Origin of the sequence: Turicibacter sp. H121 (assembly GCF_001543345.1) — a bacterium.
Classification (GTDB): domain Bacteria; phylum Bacillota_I; class Bacilli_A; order MOL361; family Turicibacteraceae; genus Turicibacter; species Turicibacter bilis.
The window spans coordinates 1,130,001-1,142,264 of the sequence record NZ_CP013476.1; the positions used below are offsets into that span (position 1 = coordinate 1,130,001).

Sequence of the window (12,264 nt, forward strand, 5' to 3'; positions counted from 1 at the left end):
GAATTATTTGCTTCAATAAATTTGATTTTCTGAATACCTGTTCCTTCTGCACTGTTATAGATAATACTGTAACGTTCTAATTGACGCCAATAATCATAAAGTGCTTCAATAAATTCAATTAATGTGTCTTTATGTTGTAATAAAACGATGAACGAACGGTTCATCTGCATGATTTCGTCAATTTCTAAAACTAATAATAACTTAAATAACGAAGTTAATTCGCTTGCAATTTGTCCTTCCCCGCATACGTAAGATAATTGCTCATATACTGGTGATTCTTTCTTTTTTAATTTTTTTAAGAATCTTGTTAAAACTCGTTCGAACCCTTGGCTATTTAATAACTCATCTTCTGTATTACAATAGTGTGCAGAAAAGTTGATAACTGCGGTATTACGTTCTAATTCAAATTGTGGCTTCATTACGTTGTCCCCTTTCTTCTTACTTTTTACATTCAGGAAGAACTTCCTTAATGTATTCAATTAGTAAGTCAATCTCCCTTTCTGTGATTTCTCCGATAATTCCAACGCGTAGCATTCTTCCAGCGTAAATTCCCATTCCTCCCGCAACGGTGAAGTCATATCGTTCATCAATTAGTGCTGTTAACTTGCTTCCATCTATATCTTTTGGAACGATAACAGGCACTAATACATTTCCTCGAATGGATTCATCTTCAATAAATAAAGTAAATCCTAACTCTTTAAATTTATCTTCAGCATATTTACGAATGGATTGTTTGTCCTCGATAATTTGAGGTAATCCTTTTGCTAATAGTTGACGCAATGCGGCTTTTAATGCTACAACGATTGAAATAGCTGGTGTAAATGGTTGCTCGGCTTTGTTGTAAAAATAATTCAAATACTTACGATAGTCCCAATAATATTTTGGAATGTTTGAATGTTCTACTGCTTCTTTTGCCTTATTACTTAAAGCAACAAAGCTAAGTCCGGGAGGAAGTAAAAATCCTTTTTGGCTACTAGCGACTGCACAGTCAACTCCCCATTCATCTAAATGAAACTGTTGAACGATCATTCCACTAATACAGTCCGCAATTAAAAGACGATCTGTATTTTTTGTTAAATTTCCTAATTGTTCAAGATTATTCACAACACCTGTTGCAGTTTCATGATAGGTAACAAAGATTCCTTTGATTGCTGGATGTTTTTCTAACATCTCCTGAACATCTACTACATTATAAGTTTTCTCCACTCATAACGTAATTCATGAACTTGTAATCCATAAACTTGACAGATTTCAATAAATCTTTCCCCAAACCATCCTGTATTAATGACTAAGACTTCATCATTTGTCGAGAACAAGTTGACGATTGTTGATTCCATCGATCCTGTCCCAGATGATGTTAGGATCAAAACATCATTGTTAGTATCAAAGACAACTTTTAAATCTTCATTAATTTCTTTTAATAGTTGATGATAATCTGCCATTCGATGATGAATTAAGTCTTGTCCTAATACTTGTCTAATTTCTTCAGGCACATTCGTAGGACCAGGTGTAAATAAAATCTTACTCATTTGTGTCACCCACTTCTTTATAAATAACAGTATATATATAAAATACGTCTTTTTCCTTAATTTGTCATTATCTGCTAATGTTTTTTTTAATATATAAAGGGAGATTGCTACTCATCTCCCTTTATGCTATGTTTAGCAACTTGTTGCTTTTTTTGCGATGTCAGTTCGATAGAATAGATCATCACAATTAATTTTTTGAATTTCTTTATAAACTTTTTGGCGTGCCTCTTCTAATGTGTTTCCACTTCCAACCACAAACAGAACACGTCCACCATTTAATGTAATCTTTCCATCTACTAGTTTTGTTCCCATATGACAGACATCGACATCTACTAAGTTTTCAAGTCCTTCAATCACAGTTCCTTTGACATATGAACTTGGATATCCTTTTGCTGCTAATACAACTCCTACTGTGGCTTGATCCGACCAAACACATTCGATATCTTTTCCATCAAGTAAAGAGAATATAATATCTGTTAATTCTGTTTCAAGACGAGGTAGTAATACCTCTGTTTCAGGATCTCCAAAACGTGCATTGAATTCAATCACTTTAATTCCATTTGCTGTTTTCATGAGTCCAGCATATAAGATTCCTGTAAATGGGATTCCTTCTTCAATCATTGCTTTGGTCATCGGCTCAATAACAGTTTGAATAGCTTCTTCATAATCAGTATCTAAGATTAATGGGTGTGGACTATGATTTCCCATTCCACCTGTATTGAGACCTTTATCATTATCATATGCTCGTTTATAATCACGTGCAATTGGCATGGCTTTATAAATATCATTTGATACAAAGGCCATTAATGAGAATTCTTCACCATCTAAAAATTCTTCAATGACTACTTTTGAAGAAGCATCTTCAAACTTACGGTCTAAAAGCATTTCTTTTACTGTTTGGTTAGCTTCTTCTAATGTTTGACAAATAACAACACCTTTTCCGGCTGCTAAACCATCTGCTTTGATTACGATTGGCATCGATTGAGTTTCTAAGTATGCTAATGCTTCTTCTACTTGAGTAAACTCGCCATAAGCAGCCGTAGGAATGTTATATTTCGACATCATATATTTAGCGAATGATTTACTACCTTCGATTAAAGCGGCTTCTTTTGTTGGACCAAATACGGGTAAATCTAATTCCTTGAATTTATTAACAACCCCAGCCATTAATGTCATTTCTGGTCCTACGATGGTTAAATCAATTTGATTTTTCTTTGCAAAGTTAGCTAATGCATTTACATCAGTCTCTTCAATAGGAACTAATGTTGCTTCAATCATTCCGTCATTTCCTGGCGCACAAAAAATTTCTGTTACTTTTGAATCACAAGCTAATTTTTTAACGACTGCATGTTCGCGTCCACCGCGTCCAATAACTAAAACTTTCATTTCTTTCTCCTCTATTCCCGCTTCAATTAATGTTTAAAATGACGAACTTTTGTGAAGACCATTGCGATTCCATGTTTATTACATGCATCAATTGAGTCTTGGTCTTTAATTGATCCACCAGGTTGAATAATCGCTTTGATTCCATATTTTGCAGCTAATTCGACTGTATCTGACATTGGGAAGAAGGCATCTGACGCTAGGTAAGCCCCTTGTGCTAATGCTCCAGCTTGTTCTAATGCAATTTTAGCTGATCCAACACGATTCATTTGTCCAGCTCCAACTCCGATTGTCATATCATTTTTAACTAATGTAATGGCATTTGATTTAACATGTTTACAAACTTGGAATCCGAATAATAATTGTTCTAAGTCTTCTTCCGTTGGTTTAACTTCAGTGACACATTCTAAATCTTCTTTTTTCACTTGAACTGTGTCTAACTCTTGAACTAATAATCCACCTTTAACTGAAACTAATTTTTGTCCTGGTTGTAGACGTTGACTCATATCTGTTGTTAATAAGCGAATGTTCTTCTTTTGTTTTAAAACTTCTAACGCTTCTTCTGTGAAGCTTGGTGCAATGACGATTTCTAAAAAGATTTTATGTAATTCTTCAGCTAATGGCTTCGATACTTCACGGTTTAAGGCAACAATTCCACCGAAGATTGATGTTGGATCGGCTTCATAAGCTTTTGCATAAGCTTCTTCAATTGTTGTTCCAAGTCCTACTCCACATGGATTCATATGTTTAACCGCAACGGCTGCAGCTCCTTCAAACTCTTGTAAAATTTCTAAAGCTGCGTTTGCATCTGAGATGTTATTGTAAGATAATTCTTTCCCATGTAATTGCTCACTCGATACAACACTATATGATGGTTGTTGTAATGTTTGATAAAATGCTGCTTTTTGGTGTGGGTTTTCTCCGTAACGTAACGTTTGCTTTAAGTCATAAGTGACTGTTAGTTTTTCTGGAACTTCTACTTCGTTAATTTCATTAAAATAGTTAGCGATCATCGCATCGTATGCTGCTGTATGATTAAAAACTTTTCCAGCTAACATTTGACGTGTTTTTAGAGTTGTATTGCCTTGCTCACGAATTTCAGAAATGATTAAATCGTAATCATTTGCATCGACAACTACTGTGACATCATTAAAGTTTTTCGCTGCTGAACGTAACATTGATGGTCCACCGATATCGATATTTTCGATTTTATCTTCGTGAGTGGCTTCAGGGTTTTGAATGGTTTTAGCAAATGGATATAAATTAACACAAACTAAGTCGATGTATTCGATGTTGTTTTGTGTGACTTGTTCTTGATGATGAGCATCGTCACGTTTAGCTAATAATCCACCGTGTACCATTGGGTGTAACGTTTTAACGCGTCCTTCTAAGATTTCTGGAAATCCTGTCACTTCATCAATAGCAATGACGTTCATACCTGCTTCTTCTAATGTTTTCTTTGTTCCCCCAGTTGAGATAATTTCATATCCTAATTCGACTAAGTTTTGAACGAATGATACTAAATTTGTCTTGTCTGATACACTAACTAATGCACGTTTCATCTCTCGTACTCCTCCTAAGCTTGTAAAAGTTGCGTAATAACTTGCGGATACAACTCATGTTCTAATGCGTGAATACGCGTTTCAACTTCTTCTCTTGTTTCATTTCCTGTTCGTTTAAAGCATGCTTGATCGATAATATTTCCTGTATCAATCCCTGCGTCAACATAGTGTACAGTCACTCCCATGACTTTTACACCATAATTTAAAGCATCTCCAATTCCATCACGACCTGGAAAAGCAGGTAATAACGCTGGATGGATGTTAATAATTTTACCTTCATAGACATTGAGTAAGGTTTCCCCGATAATACGCATATAACCTGCTAAGACAATTAAATTTGGTTGAATCAAATTTAATCGTTGACAGATTTCTTTTTCGAAATCTGCTTTTGTTTCATACTCTTTTGGATTAAAGACGAATGTCGGAATGTGTAATTTTTCTGCACGTTCTAAACAGTAAGCCCCTGGTTTATCACAAACTAGTAATGCCACTTCACATGTTTTTTGATGTAACTTATCAACAATAGTTTGAAAGTTGCTTCCACTTCCTGATGCAAAAACAACTATTTTTTTCATACTAATTGAACTCCTTCGTGATTCGTTACTTCACCGATGACGTGTGGTTTTTCTCCAGCTTCTGTTAAACTATTCATTGCTTTTTCCACGTCTTCTGCCGCTACGATAATAGCCATCCCAATTCCCATGTTGAAGATGTTATACATTTCACGCTCATCTAACTTTCCTAATTCTTTTAAATAGTTAAAGATTGGTGGCATTGGATATGAGTCTTTATTGATTTTCACCCCATGACCAGCCGGTAAAGTACGAGGAATATTTTCATCAAATCCTCCACCTGTAATGTGTGCCATTCCATGAACGTCTACCTCTTTTAATAAAGATAAGATTGGTTTAACATAAATTTTTGTTGGAGCTAATACAGCTTCTCCAACTGTCATTCCTAATGATTCTTCGTATGTGTTTAAATCGATGTTGTTATCTTTGAATAAGATTTTACGGACTAGTGAGTATCCATTTGAGTGAATTCCGCTCGATAATAATCCGATGATGACATCACCTGCTTTTACTTTTTCACCTGTGATTAATTGATCTTTTTCAACAACTCCAACAGCAAATCCTGCTAAATCATAGTGGTCTAAGTCATACATATCTGGCATTTCAGCAGTTTCTCCACCTATTAAGGCAGCACCTGCTTGTTCACATCCGTCTGCCACTCCTTTAACAATAGCTTCAATTTTTGCAGGCTCATTTTTTCCAACTGCTACATAATCAAGGAAGTATAATGGTTCTGCCCCTTGTACAACGATGTCGTTAACACACATAGCTACGCAGTCAATTCCAATCGTGTCATGAACATCAGCTTTAATAGCAACCATTAGTTTTGTTCCAACACCATCTGTTCCTGAAACTAATAAGGGTTGTTTATAGTTTAGGGACGATAAGTCAAACATGGCTCCAAAAGCTCCAATTCCAGAGAATACCCCTTTGCGATGTGTTTTTGCTACGTGTTTTTTAATACGGTTAACCGATTCGTAGCCTGCTTCTAAGCTAACCCCAGATTGTTCATATGCTTTACTCATTTCTCTTCCACCTCTTATTTAACTTCTTTGTTTGCACATTTTACATCTTCATATAAATAGGTTGGGTAATCGCCGTTAAAACAAGCGACGCATTGTCCGCAGTTTTTTCCGAGTTTTGGACTGCGTCCCACTCCTTTTGTTAATCCATCAACTGAGATGAAAGCAAGCGAATCGGCACCAATCACTTCACAAATTTGCTCTGTTGTATGGGTTGCCGCAATGAGTTCATCATATGTTGAGAAATCAACTCCATAAAAACATGGGAATTTAATTTCAGGTGAAGCGATGCGTACATGGACTTCCTTAGCTCCTGCCTCACGCAACATGTCAACCATTCTACGAGACGTTGTTCCACGAACGATTGAGTCATCAATTAAGACCACGCGCTTGTCTTTAACAATTGAGCGAACAGCTGATAATTTCATCTTCACACCTTGTTCACGAAGTGCTTGTGAAGGTTGAATGAATGTACGACCGATATATTTATTTTTTACCATTCCGATTTCGAATGGGATGTTTGCCTCTTCGGCATATCCAATAGCCGCGCTTAATCCTGAATCAGGAACACCTACTACGATATCGGCTTCAATCGGTGCTTCTTGTGCTAAAATACGACCACAATTTTTACGAGCTTGATGAACGTTAATTCCTTCGACATCACTGTCAGGGCGTGCAAAGTAAACGTACTCCATACTACACATGCTTTGATCACATGTTGTTGCATATCGTTCTGATGTTATTCCCTCTAAATCGATACGAATAACTTCTCCTGGTTTGACGTCACGAATATACTCAGCCCCGATAACATCAAAAGCACAAGTTTCAGAGGCAACAACGATTCCATTGTCCCCAATGCGTCCAAGTGATAGTGGACGTAAACCAAATTTATCTAAAGCAATGTACATTTCGTTTTCTTTTAATAATAAGAAGGCAAAAGCTCCTTCGATATAAAGTAATGACTCTTTTAAAGCAGTCAGCATATCTCCACGTTGACGCTTTAATAAATGAGCTAAAATTTCTGAATCTGATGTTGTTTGAAAGATACTTCCTTCATTTTCTAAATACACTTTTAATTGATTGGCATTAACTAAGTTTCCATTATGACATAATCCAAGTGGACCAGATTGAGAACGGAATAAGAAGGGCTGAACATTCATGATTCCTCCTCCACCAGCTGTTGAATAACGAACGTGACCAATTGAATGGATTCCTTTTAAACGATCGATATCTTGTTGAGTAAAGACGTTACGAACAAGTCCTTCTCCTTTATGTTGATGAAGCATTTTTCCATCACTTGTGACAATTCCTGCTCCTTCTTGACCACGATGTTGAAGAGCATGAAGACCGTAATAAGTTAATTCAGCTGCGTTTTCGTGGTTAAATACTCCGAACACGCCGCATTCTTCATTCATCTTATTTTCAAAAAATAAATCTAATTCTGACATATTCCCCACCTTAGCGACTTACGCGATTTAAAATTTCAATATAAGCTTCTTCTACATTTCCAAGGTCACGACGGAAACGGTCTTTATCTAATTTTTCATTCGTTTCTTTATCCCATAAACGACATGTATCTGGTGAAATTTCATCTGCTAATACGATTGTCCCGTCTTCTGTACGTCCGAATTCGATTTTAAAGTCGATTAAACGGATTCCTTGTGCATCGAAGAATTCAATTAAGGCTTGGTTGATTTCTAATGTCATTTCTTTGATTGTTGCTAATTCTTCATATGTTGCTAATCCTAATGCTACGGCATGATCGTCATTGATTAACGGATCTCCATATGCATCATTTTTGTAGCATAATTCGTATACCACATTGCTTGGAATTGTTCCCTCTTCGATTCCTAAGCGTTTTGCCATGCTTCCTGCGATGATGTTACGGACAATAACTTCTAATGGTACGATTTCAACTTTGTGACATAATTGATCACGGTCATTTAATTTTTCGATGAAGTGAGTTTTAACTCCACGTTTTTGTAACATTTCGAAAATAATAGTTGTAATCGCGTTATTTAAAATTCCTTTGTTAGCAATACTTGATTTTTTTACCCCATTGAACGCTGTCGCATCATCTTTATAGTGGATGATTACTTTTGCTTCATCATCTGTTTTAAAAATTTGTTTTGCTTTTCCTTCGTATAACATTACTCGCTCTTGATTCATGGCTATGCCCTCCATTTTATCTCTATATAATATAGAAAGGAATTTTAGACAAACGCTCCGAGCTTTTGCGAGGAGCTAGTTTGTCTTATCCTGTGGGTTGAATAAACTCTCCGAACCTCTGTGAGGAGTTAGGATTGTTTATTCTCAAGGTTCCTTTCTTCTCTCATCCTAATTACTTGTTTTTTTACTCAATCTAGTTTCAAATAGCAGCTTGGCTATAAAGTTACAAACTATCTAACGACTCTCTATGTGTCACTGCCAGTTTTCATAACTTTTACGCGAAGCTAACCGCTTAATTTAACCTTTTATATTATTTAAAGTATTTAACTCCACTTTGGAAGATTAATTGATCGTAGTCACCTAGTACATTTTTAAAGATTTGTTCACCCATACGTTCAGAGTGTCCCATTTTACCAAGAATGCGTCCGTCTGGACTTGTGATACCTTCTACGGCTGCAATTGATCCATTTGGATTATAGATTCCATTCATTGTTGGTTTTCCGTCTAGGTCAACATACTGTGTCGCAATTTGACCATTTTCAATTAATTGTTTGATCATAGCATCGTTAGCAACGAATTTCCCTTCTCCATGTGAGATGGCTACGTTGTGGATATCTCCAACATTTGTTCCTGATAACCAAGGTGATTTATTTGAAGCAATTCGTGTACGAATAATTTTAGACATATGACGGTTAATATCATTTTTCGTTAATGTTGGTGAATCTTCTGTCACCATTCCAAATTTTCCATATGGTAATAATCCTGATTTGATTAAGGCTTGGAATCCGTTACAAATCCCTAAAATTAATCCATCACGCTCTAATAATCCTTCAATACTTTCACGGATTTGTTCATTCATTAATACTGATGTAATGAATTTTCCTGATCCATCTGGCTCATCTCCGGCGCTGAATCCTCCTGATAACATTAAAATTTGTGATTCATTGATATGTTTAACCATACGTTCGATTGACGCTTCGATATCTTGATGGTTTTGGTTACAGAATACATCAATCATTGATTTAGCTCCTGCTTGTTCGAAAGCACGTGCAGTATCATACTCACAGTTTGTTCCCGGGAAGACTGGTAAGAAGACTTGGGGTGTTGCACCTAACGATGACGTTGTGATGATTGTATTTTCATAATTCACTGTTGGAACTTTTTCTTCTTCAGCTGCAGATGCGACTGGATATAAGTTTTCAAATGTTCCTTGCCATGCAGCTAAGCTCTCCTCAATGGTAATGACTTCTTGGTTGATTACGATTAACGGATCAGTTGTTGTTTTTCCTAATAAGTGTGCCTGATCGAATAATAATGGACGATCTGATTCAACAATGATTGAACCTAATTCTAAGTTAAATAAATCATAGCCTGTTTTAATATTTGCTCCAATTTTATTACCAAATGACATTTTAGCAATCGCTTCAGCAATCCCACCTTGTTTAATTGTGAAGGCAGATTTGATATGACCAATGGTAACCATGTCATAGATAAAGTTAAAGTTTTCTTTTAATTGTTCGATATTTGGCATTAAATCTTTGGTTGGTTCATGTTTAATTAAGTAAATATAATGTTCTGGGGCTTTAAATTCTGGTGATAAAATTTTATTTGCTTTTTCAACTTGTACTGCGAATGAGATTAATGTTGGTGGAACGTGTAAATCTTCAAATGAACCACTCATACTATCTTTCCCACCAATTGCTGGTAAGCCAAATCCTTTTTGAACGTAAATTGATCCTAATAAAGCTGCAAATGGTTGTCCCCAGTTCTTAGGATCTTGACCTAAACGACGGAAATATTCTTGGAATGAGAAACGAATTCCTTGCCATTTACCACCTAATGCCACGATTTTAGCCATTGATTCAACAACAGCATAAGCTGATCCGTGGAATGGTGACCATGATGTAATCTCAGGATTATATCCGTAAGTTAACATACTGACAGTGTTTGTCACTCCATGACGAAGTGGAATTTTATGAACTGAACCTTCTGTTTCAGTTAATTGATATTTCCCACCGTAAGGCATTAAAACAGTTGTTCCTCCGATAGTCGAATCGAACATTTCAACCATTCCTTGTTGTGAGGCAACGTTTGGTTGTTTTAAGTTATTTAAGAATTTTTCTTTAATTGATTTTCCTTCTACTTTACTTACAAATGGATTATCTTCTAAATCAGTTGGTACGATAATATTAGTTGATTGACGTGCTCCATTTGTATCTAAGAAGTCACGTGATAAGTTAACGATAGCACGTCCGTTCCAGTTCATCACTAAACGGTTAGTATCTGTCACTTCTGCTACGATTGTTGCTTCTAAATTTTCTTTATTCGCGAACTCAATTAATGCATTCACATCTTCTTTAGCTACTAAGACCGCCATACGTTCTTGCGATTCTGATACGGCAAGTTCTGTTCCATTTAATCCGCTATACTTGACAGGAACAGCATTTAAGTCAATATTTAATCCATCTGCTAACTCACCGATGGCAACACAAACCCCACCTGCTCCAAAGTCGTTACATTTTTTGATTAAACGAGTCACTTCACCGTTACGGAATAAGCGTTGGATTTTACGCTCAGTTGGTGCATTTCCTTTTTGAACTTCTGATGAAGCGGTTTGAATTGATGTTTCAGTGTGGGCTTTTGATGATCCAGTTGCACCACCGATTCCATCACGTCCTGTACGTCCACCTAATAAAACAATAATATCCCCTGCTTCAGGCTTTTCACGACGAACGTCACTTGCTTTAACAGCTCCGACAACTGCTCCAACCTCCATATGTTTTGCTTTATATCCTTCATGATAAATTTCACGAACGAATGTTGTTGGTAAACCAATTTGATTTCCATATGAACTATTTCCATCAGCTGAACGTTTAGAAATAATTTTTTGTGGAAGCTTTCCTTCCATTGTTTCTTCTACTGTTTCTAAAACATTTGCTCCACCGCTAATACGCATCGCTTGGTAAACATAAGAGCGTCCTGATAGTGGGTCACGAATAGCTCCTCCGATACATGTTGAGGCTCCACCAAATGGTTCAATTTCTGTTGGATGGTTATGTGTTTCATTTTTGAACATTAATAACCATGGTTCAGTTTCTCCATCAACATCAACATCGATATAGATGCTGCACGCATTGATTTCATCTGAAACTTCTAAATCATTTAATGATCCTAATTTGCGTTGTTCTTTCATTGCAATTGTTGCCATGTCCATTAAAGTCATTGGCTTACGATTATGATGCACACGCTCACGCATCATGCAGTACTCTTCAAATGTTTGTTGTAAAATATCATGGAAACGTCCACTTTCAAATGTCACATTTTCAATTAATGTTTCGAATGTTGTATGACGACAGTGGTCTGACCAGTAAGTATCAAGCACTTTTAACTCCGTTTCTGTTGGATTACGGCGTTCTTCTTTGCGGAAGTAGGCTTGAATCATTTTAATATCATCAAGTGTCATTGCCATTCCGTGTTCATGTAAGAAATTATTTAATAATTCATCACTATAATCGATAAACCCTTCATAAGTTGGAACATCTTCAATTTCTACATTTTCATCGAAAGATAGTGGTGCTTGTAAATCTTTTTCACGCATTTCAATCGGGTTAATGTAGTATTGTTTAATTTTTTCGATTTCTACTTCTGATGCGATTCCATCTAAAATAATCACTTTACCACTCTTAACACGAACTTCGTCATTTCCTGTTAAAAGTTGAATACATTGAATTGCAGAGTCGGCACGTTGATCATATTGACCTGGTAAAAACTCAACAGCAAAATACGTTTTACCTTCTAAGTCTAACGACATGCTAACGATGTCTGTTACTGTTTCTGATAAAACATTTTGCTTTGCTGTCTCAATCTCTTGCCCGTTAACGTTAAAGACATCATAAACGTTAATCGTACGCACATTTGTTAATGATAAATGTAAGTTCTCATTTAAATCATGACATAAGCTTTTCGCTTCTGTGGCATACATCTCCTTCTTTTCTACAAAAACACGATACTGACTCATTTCTCATCC

At 36.1% G+C, this 12,264-nt stretch carries 10 protein-coding genes (1 of these 10 cut by a window edge); all 10 read right to left on the reverse strand.

Features of this window, described 5'->3' with window-relative positions:
- Positions 1–419, reverse strand: the 5' end (the start) of a protein-coding gene (locus tag AT726_RS05515) for a phosphoenolpyruvate carboxykinase (RefSeq protein WP_237297215.1). It extends 1,090 nt beyond the left edge of the window; only the first 419 of its 1,509 coding nucleotides appear in the window; its start codon is at positions 417–419; the stop codon falls past the left edge of the window.
- Between the two features lie 19 nt (positions 420–438).
- Positions 439–1,206, reverse strand: coding sequence for a pyridoxal-phosphate-dependent aminotransferase family protein (locus AT726_RS05520; RefSeq protein WP_237297216.1), 768 nt, complete (start codon positions 1,204–1,206; stop codon positions 439–441).
- The gene (locus AT726_RS13160; RefSeq protein ID WP_237297217.1) at positions 1,185–1,529 is read right to left on the reverse strand and encodes a hypothetical protein; all 345 of its coding nucleotides are present in this window, start codon (positions 1,527–1,529) and stop codon (positions 1,185–1,187) included. Before AT726_RS13160 ends, AT726_RS05520 begins: the two co-directional genes overlap by 22 nt.
- Positions 1,530–1,661: 132 nt before the next feature.
- The gene (purD, locus tag AT726_RS05525) at positions 1,662–2,915 is read right to left on the reverse strand and encodes a phosphoribosylamine--glycine ligase (RefSeq protein WP_068759202.1); all 1,254 of its coding nucleotides are present in this window, start codon (positions 2,913–2,915) and stop codon (positions 1,662–1,664) included.
- 26 nt (positions 2,916–2,941) lie between these two features.
- Complete coding sequence (gene purH, locus AT726_RS05530) at positions 2,942–4,474, reverse strand: bifunctional phosphoribosylaminoimidazolecarboxamide formyltransferase/IMP cyclohydrolase (RefSeq protein WP_055242968.1); 1,533 nt, start codon at positions 4,472–4,474, stop codon at positions 2,942–2,944.
- A 14-nt stretch (positions 4,475–4,488) separates the two neighbouring features.
- Positions 4,489–5,049: a phosphoribosylglycinamide formyltransferase gene (gene purN / locus AT726_RS05535; protein WP_068759203.1), complete on the reverse strand. Its 561-nt coding sequence runs from the start codon at positions 5,047–5,049 to the stop codon at positions 4,489–4,491.
- Positions 5,046–6,071 (reverse strand): phosphoribosylformylglycinamidine cyclo-ligase, encoded by a 1,026-nt coding sequence (purM, locus tag AT726_RS05540; RefSeq protein WP_068759204.1) that lies wholly within the window; start codon positions 6,069–6,071, stop codon positions 5,046–5,048. The genes purN and purM overlap by 4 nt, the downstream gene beginning before the upstream one ends.
- A gap of 14 nt (positions 6,072–6,085) precedes the next feature.
- Entirely contained in the window at positions 6,086–7,516 is a 1,431-nt protein-coding gene (gene purF, locus AT726_RS05545) for an amidophosphoribosyltransferase (RefSeq protein ID WP_068759205.1), read from the reverse strand.
- Between the two features lie 10 nt (positions 7,517–7,526).
- The gene (purC, locus tag AT726_RS05550; RefSeq protein WP_055242960.1) at positions 7,527–8,237 is read right to left on the reverse strand and encodes a phosphoribosylaminoimidazolesuccinocarboxamide synthase; all 711 of its coding nucleotides are present in this window, start codon (positions 8,235–8,237) and stop codon (positions 7,527–7,529) included.
- 310 nt (positions 8,238–8,547) lie between these two features.
- Positions 8,548–12,255: a phosphoribosylformylglycinamidine synthase gene (locus AT726_RS05555; protein ID WP_055276694.1), complete on the reverse strand. Its 3,708-nt coding sequence runs from the start codon at positions 12,253–12,255 to the stop codon at positions 8,548–8,550.
- Positions 12,256–12,264: the final 9 nt, after the last annotated feature.

Excerpts from the sequence above, each read along its gene's own strand:
- purN (WP_068759203.1), bottom strand. The coding sequence starts at position 5,049 with ATGAAAAAAATAGTTGTTTTTGCATCAGGAAGTGGAAGCAACTTTCAA.
- AT726_RS13160 (WP_237297217.1), bottom strand. The coding sequence starts at position 1,529 with ATGAGTAAGATTTTATTTACACCTGGTCCTACGAATGTGCCTGAAGAA.
- purD (WP_068759202.1), bottom strand. The coding sequence starts at position 2,915 with ATGAAAGTTTTAGTTATTGGACGCGGTGGACGCGAACATGCAGTCGTT.
- AT726_RS05555 (WP_055276694.1), bottom strand. The coding sequence starts at position 12,255 with ATGAGTCAGTATCGTGTTTTTGTAGAAAAGAAGGAGATGTATGCCACA.
- purM (WP_068759204.1), bottom strand. The coding sequence starts at position 6,071 with ATGAGTAAAGCATATGAACAATCTGGGGTTAGCTTAGAAGCAGGCTAC.
- purC (WP_055242960.1), bottom strand. The coding sequence starts at position 8,237 with ATGAATCAAGAGCGAGTAATGTTATACGAAGGAAAAGCAAAACAAATT.
- purF (WP_068759205.1), bottom strand. The coding sequence starts at position 7,516 with ATGTCAGAATTAGATTTATTTTTTGAAAATAAGATGAATGAAGAATGC.
- purH (WP_055242968.1), bottom strand. The coding sequence starts at position 4,474 with ATGAAACGTGCATTAGTTAGTGTATCAGACAAGACAAATTTAGTATCA.